Raw genomic sequence first — 14797 nt, forward strand, 5'->3', positions numbered from 1 at the left:
TGTGTCCTCATTTCGCAACGCGTCTAACACGTGCCTAGTATACAGACGCTTTGGCGCAGCGGTTACCCAAAGAGCCCGCCAAACAGTCCACGGCGGCGCTTGTCATTCTTCTTCGATACGTCGTCCCGTGCGTTCTTATCCTTCCGCTTTTCTCGATCCTGCTCCAGCTCATCGTCATCGAGCAGCAAGTCCCACTCAAACGGTTCATCCGTCAGATCGAACAGGTCGTCGTCATCAATCATGACAAACTCCTCTAATGGCAGGAACAACCAGCGACTTTTTCCTTATCGTCTATCTCATTCTAGTGCACAAACATGCGCACGAATTTGTGCTTCCAGCTTGCGTAGGGCGCATAGCGGAATGGCACGTCCAGCCAGGTTGCCTTGTTCACGATGCTCTTCTTGTGGCTAAACGTATCGAAGCTCTCGTGTCCATGGTACTGTCCCATACCGCTCGCACCCATGCCGCCAAAGCCCATATGGCTCGTAGCCAGGTGCATGATCGTGTCGTTGACGCAGCCGCCGCCAAAGGGCACGTAGCGCACAAAGCGCTGCTGAACTGCGCGGTCTTGGCTAAAGATATACAGGGCCAGCGGCGTCGGACGATCCGTAATAAACGTCTCGGCCTCGTCTAGGCTCTCAAACGTCAGCACCGGCAAGATGGGGCCGAAAATCTCCTCCTGCATCACGGCGTCATCGGGGGACACGCCGTCCAAAATCGTCGGCTCGATCTTGAGCGAAGCCTCGCGCGCGGCGCCTCCAAGCACGACCTTATCGGGATCGATCAGCCCGCGCACGCGCGCAAAATGCTTGGCGTTGACGATATGCCCGTAATCCTCGTTATCGAGCGGATGCTCTCCAAACATACGGCGGGCCTCCTCCTTGATGAGACCCAGCAGCTCGTCGTGCACGCGCGTATCGACCAGCAGGTAGTCGGGCGCCACGCAGGTCTGCCCCACGTTGAGCCATTTACCAAAGGCGATACGGCGTGCCGCGACCTTCAAGTTAGCCGTCGCATCCACGATGCAGGGACTCTTTCCGCCCAGCTCAAGCGTCACGGGTGTGAGGTTTTTACTTGCACGCTCCATGACGAGCTTGCCGACCGGAACGCTACCGGTAAAGAAGATCTTGTCCCAGCACTCATCGAGCAACGCTTCGTTTTCGGCACGCCCGCCTTCGACGACCGTCACCAAGCGCGGATCAAATGCCTCTTCACAGATTTGCTTGAGCACCGCGCTCGATGCCGGAGCATAGGCACTCGGCTTGATAACCACGGTGTTACCCGCGGCGAGCGCGCCGGCGAGCGGCTCGAGCGTCAGCAAAAACGGGTAGTTCCACGGAGCCATGATGAGCGTGACGCCATAGGGCACGGCTTGCGTTTTGCACACGCTCACGGCGTTAGCGAGGTCGCACGGACGCAGGCGCGGACGACTCCATCGCGCCACATGAGCGATCTGATGACGAATCTCGGAAAGCGACGTGCCGATCTCGCACATATAGGCCTCGTCATGCGACTTGCCCAGATCGGTCTTGAGCGCATGGGCAATATCGGCCTCGTGGGCCCGCACCGCATCGCGTAAACTCACGAGCGCACGACGTCGGGCATCGACATCAAACGTGGCGTGCGTCTTAAAAAAGGTGCGCTGGTCGCCGACGATGCGCGCAATTTCCTCGGTGTTCATGGGCCCTCCTAGTTCTCGCCCTCAAACATACCACCTGCAACGACTTCGTACATATGCTCGAGCTCCAAACGGTCCATTAAAAGCGGGACAGGATACAGCGGATTGGCCTCGGCATCGGCATGGGCCGCCATTTGCGGAATATCGGAGCGACGAATACCCGAGACATATTTAGGAATTCCCAAGGCCTCGTTCATGCGATCGACCCAATCGATAAAGGCCTCGGCGGCAAGACTGTCCTGCGCGGTGGCCGGCGCGATGCCCGCCATGCGAGCAAGATCGGCAAGCTTGGGAGCGGCGGTGTCGCCATAGGCGCGAAGCATGTGCGGCAGGATGATGGCGTTGGCCAAACCGTGTGGAATGCCGTATCGGCCGCCCAGGCTGTGCGCGATGGCGTGCACGTATCCGACATAGGAGCGCGTAAATGCGACGCCCGCCTTATACGCCGCCGAAAGCATATTGCGGCGCGCACGCATGTTGTCGCCATGTTCATAGGCCTCGAGCAAATTGTCGTGGATGAGCTGAACCGCCTGGCGCGCCATCTTGCGCGTGTAGGGCGTAGTGCTGCGGCCGACAAAGGCCTCTACGGCATGCGTCAGGGCATCCATGCCCGTCTGTCCCGTAATGGCAGCAGGCAGGCCACGCGTAAACTCGGGATCGTGCACCGCAAAGCGCGGGATGAGCACAAAGTCGTTGATGGGGTACTTATAGTGCGTCTCGTCGTCGGTGATAACCGCCGCGAGCGTGACTTCGCTTCCCGTTCCGGCGGTAGTGGGAACCGCGATAAGCAGCGGCAGGAGACGGTGGACGCGCAGCAGGCCGCGCATCTTGTTGATGGGCTTGTTTGGCTGCGCAATGCGCGCGCCCACGCCCTTGGCGCAGTCCATGGCCGAACCGCCACCAAAGCCGATAATGGCCCGACAGTCGTTCTCGCGATACAGCGCCGCCGCTTCCTCTACATTCGAGACCGTGGGGTTCGCACGCGTTTCGGCATAGACCGTAACGCCAATTCCCTTTGCCGCAAGTGCGCTCTCGAGTGATGCCGTGAGTCCCAAACGGGCAATGCCGGGGTCCGTCACAATGAGAACGTGCTTGATCGAGCGCTTTTGAAGTACCGCGGGTACATCCTCGGCATGCTCCAAAATGCGCGGCTCGGTATAGGGCAGGATCGGCAATGCGATGCGAAAAACCGTCTGATATGTTCGGCACCAGGCACGACGGGCTAGATGCATAAAGGAAACTCCTTCATTTGTTGATGGGTCAACATTTGCTCGACCGATTGTACTCAGCGGTGGTCAAAGACGGCCTGCCAATCGTTAATCAATCAACATCTTCATATCTCAAAATTGTTTTATTAAAAATCATTCCTAATAGGCTTCACATTTGGTTGCATTTATGGATAATAGAACTCGTCAAGACGCACGTCCGGAGAGGGCCCTTACGGGACCGGACGAGCGCACAATCGCCATCGATCGAAAGGATCGAATCATGAAGTTTGTTTGCCCCGTTTGCGGTTATGTGGAAGAGCTCGACGGCGACCAGCTGCCCGAGGACTTCAAGTGCCCCCAGTGCGGCGTTCCCGGTTCTCGCTTCCTGAAGCAGGAGGAGGGTCAGCTCGAGTGGGCTGCCGAGCACGTCGTGGGCGTCGCCAAGATGGAGGGCGTCTCCGAGGACATCGTTGCCGACCTGCGCGCCAACTTTGAGGGCGAGTGCTCCGAGGTCGGTATGTACCTGGCCATGGCTCGCGTCGCTCATCGCGAGGGCTACCCCGAGATCGGCCTGTACTGGGAGAAGGCTGCCCACGAGGAGGCCGAGCACGCCGCCAAGTTCGCTGAGCTCCTGGGCGAGGTCGTGACCGACTCCACCAAGAAGAACCTCGAGATGCGCGTTGAGGCCGAGAACGGCGCCACCGCCGGCAAGACCGATCTTGCCAAGCGCGCCAAGGCCGCTGGTCTCGATGCCATCCACGACACCGTGCACGAGATGGCTCGCGACGAAGCTCGCCACGGCAAGGCTTTCGCCGGCCTGCTCAAGCGCTACTTTGGCTAAGCCAACCGCTTGAGACATAACCTCTAGCTCGATGAGGCCCGGACCGTATTGGTTCGGGCCTTTTTCGTGGCTTTATTGCAGCTGCTTTTGTAGGGCATCGAGCACTTGAGGGCTCAGGTCGTCGTATTGGATGAGGACGCGGCGCGTAGTCCTCTGAATCGTCGTCTGATCGTTTGCCCATAGGCAATCGTCAATGTTGACGTAAGGGATGCCGACATCGGCGATAGCACGAATGAGACCATCCCCCACTTTGTCGCTTGCCGGCGCCAAAACGCAGTAAAGACCCGCATCCGCATGCTCAATCGACACCTCTCCTGCCGGAAACGCCTTCCGCACAAGCGCCACCAGGCCATCACGCGCCTCACGAGCACGAACGCGCACGCGGTTCACATGTCGCTCGTAATCACCCGATTCGAGCAAGCGCGCCAACGCCACCTGATCTACGGAGCTGACCGACGAGGCGTAGAAGCCCAGCTCGCGCCTAAATCGTTCCATGAGCTCATCGGGAAGGACCATGTAAGCCAAGCGCAGAGCCGATGACAGGCTCTTAGAAAAAGTGTTGGTGTAGATGACCGATTGGGCGGCATCAATCGATGCAAGCGCAGGGATCGGCTTGCCAGCAAGGCGAAACTCGCAATCGAAATCGTCCTCAATGAGATATCGACCCGGCCGCTCGGCAGCCCAGCTCAGCAGTGCGTAGCGACGTGCGATGCTCGTCACCAGGCCAGTCGGATACTGATGGGACGGCATGAGGTGAAGGACGTCCGCCCCGGCATCGAGCAGCTCGCCCAAGTTAACTCCCTCACCATCCAGCGGAATATGCCGCACTTCGCAGCCCATGGCCTGATAGATGCGCGTCAGACGCAAGTAGCCCGGGTCCTCGACGGCGTATGTCTTGTCCGCGCCAAGCAGCTGAACCAGCATCGTGTCAAGCAGCTGAGCGCCCGCACCGATGACGATGTTGTCGGGATTGACATTCATGCCCCTCGTCCCGCGAAGATGATGTGCAATTGCGCACCGCAGCCGCGCGGTACCTTGCGCGGGGGCGGGCGAGAAGATTTCGCGCTCATCTTCGGACGTCAACGTCGCCCGCAGAGCACTTTGCCAGAGGCGTGCGGCTTCCAAGGCGGAGGGAGAGAGCGGAGCGAATTGCTCAGGTTGCCCATAGGAGTCATGAACGCCAAAACTCGCAGGAGCTGTATCTCGATCGGCATCCTCCGCAGCCGAAGCCAGGACCGGGGCATCCGGAAGCTCGCAAGCGTAATAGCCGCGGCGAGGCTTTGAGCAAATATAGCCCTCGGCGACCAACTGGCTATATGCATTCTCGATTGTAATGACACTGATTCCCAGATGACTGGCAAAGGCGCGCTTGGAGGGCAGATGCTCTCCCGCCGCAATGCGCCCGGCAACGATATCATCTCGAATTTGCTGGTAAACATACTCATAGAGCGATGCTTCGCCGCGTTGTTCCAAATTGTAGTCAAGCATGAGTTAGTCACCTGACCTTATCGCATCATTCAATCTGGTATTAGTCTGACCTTATTATTATCTCTAAAACTGATTATTCCGCTATACCCAGCTCCCCTATAGGATGTTCCGTCAAGCAATACCCATGCCAACCAAGGGAGCAACCATGGCAGAACAGACCAGCAAGGCCGATCGCGTCAAACTCAATCGCGAGCTCGCGCAGATGCTCAAGGGCGGCGTCATCATGGACGTCACCACGCCCGAGCAGGCACGCATCGCCGAGGAGGCAGGCGCCTGCGCCGTCATGGCACTCGAGCGCATCCCGGCCGACATCCGCGCCGCCGGCGGCGTGTCGCGCATGAGCGACCCCAAGATGATCAAGGGCATCCAGGAGGCCGTCTCCATCCCTGTTATGGCCAAGTGCCGCATCGGTCACATCGTCGAGGCCCAGGTCCTGCAGGCCATCGAGATCGACTACATCGATGAGTCCGAGGTTCTCTCCCCCGCCGACGATGTCTACCATATCGACAAGACGCAGTTTGACGTCCCGTTTGTCTGCGGTGCCCGCGACCTGGGCGAGGCGCTGCGCCGCGTCGCCGAGGGCGCTACGATGATCCGCACCAAGGGCGAGCCGGGCACGGGCGACGTTGTCCAGGCCGTGCGCCACATGCGCAAGATCCAAAAGCAAATCCGCGACGTTGTTGCCCTGCGCGACGACGAGCTCTTTGAGGCGGCCAAACAGCTGCAGGTTCCGGTCGAGCTGGTACGCGAGGTCCACGCCACGGGCAAGCTCCCCGTCGTGAACTTTGCCGCTGGCGGCGTGGCAACCCCTGCAGACGCTGCGCTGATGATGCAGCTGGGTGCCGAGGGCGTCTTTGTGGGCTCGGGCATCTTTAAGAGCGGCGACCCCGCCAAGCGTGCCGCCGCCATCGTCAAGGCCGTCGCCAACTTCACCGATGCCAAGCTCATCGCCGAGCTTTCGGAGGACCTGGGCGAGGCCATGGTGGGCATCAACGCCGACGAAATCGAGATCATCATGGAGGAGCGCGGACGCTAGTCCGGCAGAAAGGATCGCACATGAGCGATTACGCAGGCCAGTCGGTCGCCGTGCTGGCGGTCCAAGGCGCTTTTGCCGAGCACGAGGCAAGACTGTCCGAGCTGGGCGTACGATGCATTGAGCTGAGGCAAGCGGCTGATTTGAAGCAGGACTTTGATCGTCTGGTTCTCCCTGGCGGCGAGTCCACCGTTCAAGGCAAGCTACTTGATGAGTTGGGCATGCTCGAGGAGCTTCGTACCCGTATCGCTGAAGGCATGCCCGTCCTGGGCACCTGCGCCGGCCTGATTCTGCTGGCTCACGACCTTGCCGCCCATGACGATAAGGGCACGCCGCGTTTGGCAACCATGGATGTGCTCGTTGAGCGCAATGCTTACGGCAGACAGCTCGGCAGCTTTCGCACCAAGGGGCAGGTAGGCGGTATCGACGGTGAGGTGCCGCTGACATTTATCCGCGCGCCCCGCATCGTCGAGGTCCACGGCGACGCCAAGGCCTTGGCAGAGGTCGATGGCCGCATCGTCGCCGCCCGCCAGGGCAACCAGCTCGGCGTAACCTTCCACCCCGAACTCGATGAAGACACCCGCCTCCACGAACTGTTCCTACAAATGTAGGTAGAACAAAAACGAGAGTGGATAATCTCCCACTTTGAGCTTGAATGCAGGCTCAAACCGGGAGATTATCCACTCTCATGCTATGTAGTCGTTGGGGACGTTCTTAAACGACTAGTCAAACAAGAACGTCCCCAATGACTACCTGACAAGGAGTGTCCCAAACTACCGGCAGAAAAGGAACGTCCCCAACTGCCACCCCCGGAGCAAGACAACGCCGCAGGTTGAGCATAAGTCAGCGAAAACGCCCCTAAGCGAGCAAGGTGACGTGAAAATCAAAACCACCCCTAAAAGGGGTGGTTTGCTCTTAGGGTATAACCCTTGGATTTCCGGCACGCGTCTAAAGGCGCCGGCCCTCACGGGGTTCGGGCCGCACTGCAGATTGACCCGTGGCGGGCCGGTCAAACCGGCGCTATTTACGCCCCGGCCCCCTGCCGAAGGGGTCCTCGTACTCCTTGACGCTCAGCCGGTCGAGCGCGATGTCGGCCTTCTCCTGCTCCCGGATGTACTTCGCGATCGTGGCCTCGTTCAGGCCGACCGTGGACACGTAGTAGCCCTCGGCCCAGAACTTCCTGTTGCCGAACTTGTACTTCATGTTCGCGTGCTTGTCGAATATCATCAGCGAGCTCTTCCCCTTCAGGTAGCCCATCACGCTCGATACGCTGTACTTCGGCGGTATCGCCAGCAGCATGTGGACGTGGTCGGGCATCAGGTGCCCCTCGATGATCTCTATCCCCTTGTACTGGCAGAGCTTCCTGAAGATCTCCCCAAGGTCGGACCTTATTTGGTTGTAGATGACTTTGCGCCTATACTTCGGCGTGAACACGACGTGGTACTTGCACATCCACTTCGTGTGCGACAGGCTGTAGGCCTTCTGGGCCATACGCCACCACCGCCCTCTCGACTCGGATTCCTTGCGGCCTGAACAATCGCAAGTGTCCGGCGAGGGGGCGGCTTTGTAAAGCCGTTTGGCCCCACCCGCATAGCGGGTGGTTTCTGATGCGGCGCGCTGCGCGCCCCGCACAGGCTAAAGCCTTTAATGAAAGGGCGCTGACCTTATGGTCGCGCCCTTGAAATTGAACGTCAGATTGCCGCTTAGGGGCGTTTGCAGCGTCAACTGGTTACGCGGTTCGTAGAACCGCGTAACTAATTAGAAGCGGTTGCCGCGGAAGCCGCCGCCGTTGCGGCTGCCACGATCGCCACCGCGACCGCCGCGGTCGTTACCACGGTTGCCGCCGAAGCCGCCACGGCTGCCACCGCGATCGCCATAGCCACCACGGTTGCCGCCAAAGCCGCCGCGACCGCCACGGTCGCCGCCACGGTCGCCAAAGCCGCCACGGCCACCGCGATCGCCACCGCGACCGCCGCGGTCACCGCCACGGCCACCGCGATCGCCAAAGCCGCCTCGACCGCCGCGGTCACCGCCACGGCCACCGCGCTCGTCACGGCCGCCGCGAGGATCGCGGTCCTCGTCCAGGCCCATGGCGACGAGCGGAGCGATAACCTTATCGAGAGCGGCCATGAGCTCGGTGGCCTCCTCGTAAGAAAGCTCGGGCAGAAGCTTCTCCTTCTTGTTGGCAAGCTCGACCAGGCCCTCAGCGGCATCCTCGGCAGCGAAGACGACGATCTTGCGCATATCGCCCTCGGCGTCGTCGATGCGGCCGACCAGATCGGCAGCCTCGGCCTCGGCCATCAGACCATCGAGCTCACGAAGGCGCATGCCCAGCAGGTCGGACATTTCCTTCTGCTCCATCTTGGGCTTGAGGTCAAGAAGCTTGATGGCGCGCTCGATGTTCGCCATGCGCTCGGCCTTGGCCTCCTCCTCCTTGGAAATAGCAAAGCGACGGCTACGCAGCAGGCGGGCGGCCTTCTGCATCTTGTCCATCAGCTCTTCGTCATCGTAATCAGCGGCGGCCTCGACAACCTCGGCCTCCTCCTCGGCGGAAACCTCGTCAGCAGCCTCAACCTCGGCAGCTTCGGTCTCCACGGTCTCGACTGCCTCAACCTCGGCAGCCATGGTCTCGTTCTCGGTCTCGTTCATGATCTCTTCGTTCTCAGACATGAGACTCCTTCTTGGCCCTCTCGGGCATCATCGCCCCATTCGCGGGGCCCGTCGCGCACTCTTTGCGCTTATAAATCATGCCTCTCGGCAAAACGTCCATTAGTTTATGGTGTCGTCCGTCAATCTAGCTGCAGAATCTATGTGCACACATTAATGCGACATGTGCGACTCGCGGCGAGCGTACACAACCGACACCACAAATCCGACTACGGCAATAATGGCCGCCACGCGCACGGCGGCGGCAAAACCAATCGCCTGGGCAACGCCGGCTGCCGTACCCGCAGCGCCGGCAGCTGCCGCGGAGCTCGAAAGCAGGCCGATAAACAGCGACGGGCCAAACGACGCGGCAATCATGTTCCACGTATTAAGTAGTGCCGTTCCATGGGGATGCTCGGCGGCGGGCAGCGTCTCCAGACCTGCCGTCTGCGAGGGGCTCAGCACCAGGCCGACTCCGGCATACACCACAACGGTCAGCGCCACGACAATACCGATGTTCATGCTTGCCGCCGTCATCGAAATGGCAATCTGGCCCACAGCGATCAGGGCAAAGCCGATCGGCAGCAGCGGCCATGCACCGTGGGCGTCCATCACGCGTCCGCCCGCAATCGAGGTCACGGCGTTGCAGGCAATCGCCGGCAAAATGAGTAAGCCCGCAATAAGTGCGGTCATGCCGTATGCGCCCTCAAAATAGAGCGGCAACAAAACACTCATCGAGAACGTTGTCATCATCGACACCACCACAAGCAGGCACGCAGGCCAAAAACGAACGCTCGCCATGGGGCGCACGTTGAGCACCGGATGCTCGAGCTTGAGCTGGCGGGCCGCAAACAGGCCGAGCAGCACAATGGCGACGAAGAGCGTCACGATACCGGCAATCAGATTGGTCGAGAACTCGCCTACGGAATACACAAATGCCGTAATGCCGGCGGCGAGCAAAACAACCGACAGAATATCAAGCGTGGTGTTCGAGCGCTCTCCGACATTCTGAACAAGCTTAACACCCGCCGCAGCGACCGCAATGCCACCCACCAGCGGCACTACGAACACCGCCCTCCAGCCAAATAACGTGCACATAAGACCGCTAATCACGGGTCCAAACGCCGGTCCTAGCGTAATGCAGGCACCGCCCAGGCTCAGATACAGACCAAGCTTCTCGCGCGGGGCGCAGGACAGCACAACGTTCATCATGAGCGGGAACAAGATGCCCGAGCCTGCAGCCTGCAGAATACGGCTCGGCAGTAACACGGCAAACGACGGTGCCAGCAGGCACAGAATCTCGCCGGCGACCATGCAGCCGCATGCGAAAAACAGCAGTTTGCGCGTCGAGAAACGACCGGACAGAAAGGCCATAATGGCCGTGAAAATCGACGTCACGATCATATAGCCCGAAACGAGCCACTGCGCCGTGGTGGCACCTACCGAAAAGGCAGCCATGATATCGTGCAGCGCCACATTAATGATGTTCTCGTTAAGCGCGGCAACGAAGGCGGCGACATACATTACGACAAGAAACGCCGAGGTCGTCGATGATGATTGAGTTTGCTTCTGGGATTTGGTCCCCATGGAATTCCTTCCTCTTAGAACGACAAACGCATCGCCCCAGAGGAACAGTCCAGGGCGAAAATGAGCCCTAGACTTACACCGGACAGCGCAAACGGCGCATCCGGCAACATGGTTCAACATCGAAAGATTGTAACGCGAGCACACGGCTTTGTCTCCGCGTTATTATTGAAAGTCCACGAAAGCATAAGACATGAGGAGCCCGCCATGATTAAGCCCATCATGAAATCCGAGTTCTTTTTGCGCCTGCCTTCCGAAGACGCGGGACCCGACGATGCCGCGACCGGGCAGGACCTCCTGGATACGCTCCACGAGCATGAGCACGAGTGCGTGGGCCTCGCCGCCAACATGATCGGCGTGCGCAAACGCATCATCTGCGTAAAGGACGGCAACAGGACACTCCTGATGTACAACCCGCAAATTCTTGAGCAGGTCAATGCCTATCAGACGAGCGAAGGATGCCTCTCGCTGATCGGCGAGCGTCCCTGTACCCGCTATCGCCGCATTAAGGTTGAGTATTTGGACGAGAACTTCGTCCACCGCATCAAAAACTTCTCGGGCTACACCGCCGAGATCATCCAACACGAAATCGACCACTGCAACGGGATAGTGATTTAGTTCCGCCGATTCAAGAAAGCTCCCTGCAGCAAAACAACTGCAGGGAGCTTTTCATAGTGCGGAGCTTCTATCCCACTAGCTCTGGCGGTAGTGATCAAAGAAGTCGGCGAGGTCTTCGAGGGACTCTTTGAGTACTTCCATGCGCGGCAGGTACACGATACGGAAGTGGTCGGGCTCAGCCCAGTTGAAGCCGCCGCCGCGCGTGATCAGGATCTTCTTCTCGTGCAGCAGGTCAAGGGCGAACTGCTCGTCATCGGTGATGTTGAACTTCTTCACATCCATCTTGGGGAAGATGTAGAACGCCGCGCGCGGCTTAACCACCGAGATGCCGTCAATCTTGTTGAGCGCCTCATACACAAAGTTGCGCTGCTCGTAGACACGGCCGCCGGGACGGATGTAGTCGTTAACGGACTGATGACCACCGAGTGCCGTCTGAACGATCGACTGAGCCGGCACGTTGGAGCACAGGCGCATGTTGGAGAGCATGTTGATACCCATGATGAAGTCGCTCATGCAGCGCTGGTTGCCCGAAAGCACCATCCAGCCTATACGATAGCCCGCAATCATGTGCGACTTGGAAAGGCCGCTAAAGGTAACGCAGGGCAGGTCGGGAGCAAGCGAAGCGATCGAGACATGCTCATAACCGTCCATGCACAGGCGGTCATAAATCTCATCCGAGAAAATCATGAGCTGATGCCTGCGTGCAACCTCGACGATGCCCTCGAGCACCTCGCGCGGATAGACGGAACCCGTGGGGTTGTTGGGGTTGATGATGACGAGGGCTTTGGTCGCGCTCGTGATCTTGGACTCCATATCCTCCAGGTCGGGATACCAATCCGCCTGCTCATCGCACAGATAGTGCACGGGATGACCGCCGGCAAGGGTTGCGCACGCCGTCCAGAGCGGATAGTCGGGGCTGGGGATCAGAATCTCGTCGCCGTTGTCGAGCAGCGCGTTCATCGAAAGCTGAATGAGCTCGGATACGCCGTTGCCTGTGTAGATATGCTCCATCTGAACGTTGGGCAAGCCCTTGATCTGCGAATACTGCATGATCGCCTTGCGCGCGGAGAACAGGCCACGCGAGTTGGAATAGCCTTCGCAGTCGGGCAGCTGCTGGCGCATGTCCTTGATGACCTCATCGGGCGTGCGGAAACCGAAGGGCGCCGGGTTGCCGATATTGAGCTTGAGGATGCGCTCGCCCTCGTCCTCCATACGGGCGGCCTCGTCGACGACGGGACCGCGCACGTCATACAGGACGTTATCGAGCTTGGTGGATTTAGAAAAAGTACGCATGGTGGTGCTCCTTGCAATTTGAGCTGAGGGATGGTGTTCGGGCTTGGAATCGTTGCGGGGCGATGATGTCTCGCCTTGATCGGCGTCACCGGCGAGCAGCCAGGTAACATCGACCTCCAAAATACGGGCGAGCAGCTCTGCCACATCGCGCCGCGGGATCGTCTTGCCGCTCACATATTGGCTCATCTGACTCTTGCCGAGTTTTTTGCCGAGCATCTCCGATGCACGAATCACGTCCGACTGTCGAACGACGCGATCGGACATAGCCTGTCGCAGGCGATCGCTAAACGTCTCTTGGGCCACTAGAACCTCCTTGCTGGCAAAGTTCAATTTATACAACACGAATTGAACCTGAGTTCAATTTAGGCAGCAGTATAGCGCGGCACCTCATTTGAAAGTTCAATTTCAAAAATAATATGAGCCAAACCTCGAGATTTACCCCAAAGCGACAACGGTGTGCGCTCATTTAGAGGTATTCAAGGAATCGAGCGGCGGCAAGCGAAACATCGGCCGTTCGATATATGGCGTTGATCTGCCGATGGGGATGCCCTTCGAGCGGACGCACAGCAACATCAAACTGGCAGCGACGCAAGATGAGCGCGGGAAGAATGCTCACGCCCAGGCCATCCTCGACCATAGCCATAATCGCATAGTCATCCCAAGTCGACAGTTTTGAGCGCACTGACAGCCCCGCCCGACGGAACAGCGGCGTAATCTCGTCATCGGTGCCGCGTTCTAGCAGAATAAACTGCTCGTTGGCTAAATCGGCAAGAGAAACGACCTCCGCCGTGGCAAGCGAGGAGTCCGCTGGCACCACGGCCATCAACTCGTCTTGCACCAACGGTCGCGACGCCATGCCGGCGCCGCGTGGCTCGCGCGGAATAAAGCCCAGGTCGCAGTGGCCTTCCGCCACCCATTGCTCAATCTCGGAGTAATCACCCATCAGCAGCTCGTAATCGACATCCGGATGATCGGCGCGAAAGCGCGCAATCACCGGCGGCAGTACATGGGTCGCCACACTCGAAAACGTACCAATGCAGATCTTGCCGCGCATGAGCCCACGCATCTCGTCCACGTGTCGCTGCAGGCGGCCAAACTCCTCGCAGAGCGCCTCAACCGCCGGCATGATCTGCCGCCCATCGGCAGAAAGCACCACACCCTCGCGGCTGCGATCAAGCACCTTAAAACCCCAGTCTGCCTCAAGGTCGCCCACCATGCGGCTCACGCCCGACTGCGAATAGCTCAGCCGCTCTGCAGCACGCGTAAAGCTGCCGGCACGCACCGTCTCGAGCAGCACTTGCATCTTTTGGATATTGGTCTCCACGGCACGTCCCCACCCTTGCATGAGTTTTTGTTATGTTTTCCATGCATTATATTCACTTTTCTTCTAAAGCCAGTTCACCCATAGTGAACATGTTCGGATATAGAGGGGATGTCAGCGCATGAACAACGGACTGTTTACATACTTAGCAGCATTACTGTTGTTTGGCTCTAACGGCATCATCGCCGCTGCCATCGCGCTGCCGAGCTCCGATATCGTACTGTTGCGCACGTTTTTGGGCGCTCTCACCCTTGCCGCCATCCTCTTCATAACCAAGCGCCATAACCTGCAGGCTCCGTCTCGCCCCCGCGAGGCCGCAGCGCTCATCGTCTCGGGCGCCGCGCTGGGCGCCAGCTGGATTTTCCTGTTCCGCGCCTATCAGACGATCGGCGTTGGTATCTCCTCGCTGTTGTATTACTGTGGCCCCATCATCGTTATGGCCCTCTCCCCGCTCATTTTTGGCGAAAAGCTGACCGGCGGCAAAATCGCCGGCTTTGTCGCCGTTGCTTGTGGTGCTTTTCTCATTGCAGCGCAAGGTCTAGGCGGCAATATGCCCATTGCGGGCATCGTCTGTGGAATCGCCTCGGCCTTCTGCTATGCATTGATGGTCATCGCCAGCAAGGGTGCGCCGCACATCGAGGGCCTCGAGAACTCCGCACTCCAAGTGAGCGCCGCCTTTGTGACCGCACTGGCCCTCACGCTCATCACGCAGGGCGCTCCCTCGTTCCTGTCCGCCGGCGTCGCCGCCAGCATTGATTGGCGCGCCGTCGCTATGCTCGGCGTCGTCAACACCGGCATTGGTTGCCTGCTCTACTTTAGCGCCGTCGCCAAGCTGCCCGTCCAGACCGTCGCCGTCGTCGGCTACCTCGAGCCGCTTTCGGCGGTCGTGTTCTCGGCCGCCCTTTTGGGTGAAGTCATAACACCGGTCCGCCTGATGGGCGCCGCGCTTATCATCGGCGGCGCGATTTTTTGCGAACTCGCCGGCAAACGCGCAAACGCCAAGGCTGGCATCGCCGAGGCAGCACGTGCTTAAAAGCCCCTCTTCAGCTCAAAGCAGGGGCGCGTCCGCGGTTATCACATTGCAGCA

General features: G+C 59.3%; 14 protein-coding genes. 5 read left to right on the forward strand and 9 right to left on the reverse strand.

Annotation, left to right across the window (positions count from 1 at the left end):
- Positions 1 to 62: 62 nt before the first annotated feature.
- From OIL77_01925 to OIL77_01935, 3 genes are read right to left on the reverse strand one after another with little or no spacing between them, the layout of a single operon-like run.
- Positions 63 to 242 carry a hypothetical protein gene (locus OIL77_01925; GenBank protein HJI44179.1) on the reverse strand — a complete coding sequence of 60 codons (180 nt, stop codon included), beginning with the start codon at positions 240 to 242 and terminating at the stop codon, positions 63 to 65.
- A 59-nt stretch (positions 243 to 301) separates the two neighbouring features.
- Positions 302 to 1681: an aldehyde dehydrogenase gene (locus tag OIL77_01930; protein HJI44180.1), complete on the reverse strand. Its 1380-nt coding sequence runs from the start codon at positions 1679 to 1681 to the stop codon at positions 302 to 304.
- Between the two features lie 8 nt (positions 1682 to 1689).
- Positions 1690 to 2910 (reverse strand): iron-containing alcohol dehydrogenase, encoded by a 1221-nt coding sequence (locus OIL77_01935; GenBank protein ID HJI44181.1) that lies wholly within the window; start codon positions 2908 to 2910, stop codon positions 1690 to 1692.
- A gap of 253 nt (positions 2911 to 3163) precedes the next feature.
- On the opposite strand from OIL77_01935, the gene OIL77_01940 reads away from it, so the two are divergent.
- A complete protein-coding gene (locus OIL77_01940; protein ID HJI44182.1) occupies positions 3164 to 3727 on the forward strand; it encodes an NADH peroxidase in 564 nt (187 codons plus the stop codon).
- Between the two features lie 72 nt (positions 3728 to 3799).
- Here the strand turns inward: OIL77_01940 and OIL77_01945 are convergent, their stop codons facing one another.
- On the reverse strand, positions 3800 to 5215 hold the full coding sequence (locus OIL77_01945) for a PLP-dependent aminotransferase family protein (protein HJI44183.1): 1416 nt from the start codon (positions 5213 to 5215) through the stop codon (positions 3800 to 3802).
- A 145-nt stretch (positions 5216 to 5360) separates the two neighbouring features.
- Here OIL77_01945 and pdxS point away from each other — a divergent pair, with 145 nt between their 5' ends.
- Positions 5361 to 6251 (forward strand): pyridoxal 5'-phosphate synthase lyase subunit PdxS, encoded by an 891-nt coding sequence (gene pdxS, locus OIL77_01950; protein ID HJI44184.1) that lies wholly within the window; start codon positions 5361 to 5363, stop codon positions 6249 to 6251.
- A 20-nt stretch (positions 6252 to 6271) separates the two neighbouring features.
- The gene (pdxT, locus tag OIL77_01955) at positions 6272 to 6859 is read left to right on the forward strand and encodes a pyridoxal 5'-phosphate synthase glutaminase subunit PdxT (GenBank protein HJI44185.1); all 588 of its coding nucleotides are present in this window, start codon (positions 6272 to 6274) and stop codon (positions 6857 to 6859) included.
- Between the two features lie 409 nt (positions 6860 to 7268).
- On the opposite strand, the gene tnpA is transcribed toward pdxT, so the two are convergent.
- The 3 genes from tnpA to OIL77_01970 all read right to left on the reverse strand — a co-directional run bounded on the left by tnpA (position 7269) and on the right by OIL77_01970 (position 10481).
- Positions 7269 to 7739, reverse strand: coding sequence for an IS200/IS605 family transposase (tnpA, locus tag OIL77_01960; protein ID HJI44186.1), 471 nt, complete (start codon positions 7737 to 7739; stop codon positions 7269 to 7271).
- A gap of 267 nt (positions 7740 to 8006) precedes the next feature.
- The gene (locus OIL77_01965; protein ID HJI44187.1) at positions 8007 to 8918 is read right to left on the reverse strand and encodes a hypothetical protein; all 912 of its coding nucleotides are present in this window, start codon (positions 8916 to 8918) and stop codon (positions 8007 to 8009) included.
- Between the two features lie 150 nt (positions 8919 to 9068).
- Positions 9069 to 10481, reverse strand: a complete 1413-nt coding sequence (locus tag OIL77_01970) for an MFS transporter (GenBank protein ID HJI44188.1) — start codon at positions 10479 to 10481, stop codon at positions 9069 to 9071.
- A gap of 204 nt (positions 10482 to 10685) precedes the next feature.
- On the opposite strand from OIL77_01970, the gene OIL77_01975 reads away from it, so the two are divergent.
- Complete coding sequence (locus OIL77_01975) at positions 10686 to 11096, forward strand: peptide deformylase (GenBank protein HJI44189.1); 411 nt, start codon at positions 10686 to 10688, stop codon at positions 11094 to 11096.
- 75 nt (positions 11097 to 11171) lie between these two features.
- On the opposite strand, the gene OIL77_01980 is transcribed toward OIL77_01975, so the two are convergent.
- Positions 11172 to 12389: an aminotransferase class I/II-fold pyridoxal phosphate-dependent enzyme gene (locus tag OIL77_01980; protein ID HJI44190.1), complete on the reverse strand. Its 1218-nt coding sequence runs from the start codon at positions 12387 to 12389 to the stop codon at positions 11172 to 11174.
- A gap of 466 nt (positions 12390 to 12855) precedes the next feature.
- Positions 12856 to 13713, reverse strand: a complete 858-nt coding sequence (locus OIL77_01985) for a LysR family transcriptional regulator (protein ID HJI44191.1) — start codon at positions 13711 to 13713, stop codon at positions 12856 to 12858.
- A 118-nt stretch (positions 13714 to 13831) separates the two neighbouring features.
- On the opposite strand from OIL77_01985, the gene OIL77_01990 reads away from it, so the two are divergent.
- Complete coding sequence (locus OIL77_01990) at positions 13832 to 14743, forward strand: DMT family transporter (protein ID HJI44192.1); 912 nt, start codon at positions 13832 to 13834, stop codon at positions 14741 to 14743.
- Positions 14744 to 14797: the final 54 nt, after the last annotated feature.

The organism is Coriobacteriaceae bacterium, from assembly GCA_025993015.1.
Classification (GTDB): Bacteria; Actinomycetota; Coriobacteriia; order Coriobacteriales; family Coriobacteriaceae; genus Collinsella.

Bases quoted from the DNA above. Each gene is read 5' to 3' on its own strand.
- OIL77_01980 (HJI44190.1), bottom strand. From the start codon at position 12,389: ATGCGTACTTTTTCTAAATCCACCAAGCTCGATAACGTCCTGTATGAC.
- OIL77_01970 (HJI44188.1), bottom strand. From the start codon at position 10,481: ATGGGGACCAAATCCCAGAAGCAAACTCAATCATCATCGACGACCTCG.
- tnpA (HJI44186.1), bottom strand. From the start codon at position 7,739: ATGGCCCAGAAGGCCTACAGCCTGTCGCACACGAAGTGGATGTGCAAG.
- OIL77_01945 (HJI44183.1), bottom strand. From the start codon at position 5,215: ATGCTTGACTACAATTTGGAACAACGCGGCGAAGCATCGCTCTATGAG.
- OIL77_01990 (HJI44192.1), top strand. From the start codon at position 13,832: ATGAACAACGGACTGTTTACATACTTAGCAGCATTACTGTTGTTTGGC.
- OIL77_01925 (HJI44179.1), bottom strand. From the start codon at position 242: ATGATTGATGACGACGACCTGTTCGATCTGACGGATGAACCGTTTGAG.
- pdxT (HJI44185.1), top strand. From the start codon at position 6,272: ATGAGCGATTACGCAGGCCAGTCGGTCGCCGTGCTGGCGGTCCAAGGC.
- OIL77_01975 (HJI44189.1), top strand. From the start codon at position 10,686: ATGATTAAGCCCATCATGAAATCCGAGTTCTTTTTGCGCCTGCCTTCC.
- OIL77_01930 (HJI44180.1), bottom strand. From the start codon at position 1,681: ATGAACACCGAGGAAATTGCGCGCATCGTCGGCGACCAGCGCACCTTT.
- OIL77_01965 (HJI44187.1), bottom strand. From the start codon at position 8,918: ATGTCTGAGAACGAAGAGATCATGAACGAGACCGAGAACGAGACCATG.
- pdxS (HJI44184.1), top strand. From the start codon at position 5,361: ATGGCAGAACAGACCAGCAAGGCCGATCGCGTCAAACTCAATCGCGAG.
- OIL77_01935 (HJI44181.1), bottom strand. From the start codon at position 2,910: ATGCATCTAGCCCGTCGTGCCTGGTGCCGAACATATCAGACGGTTTTT.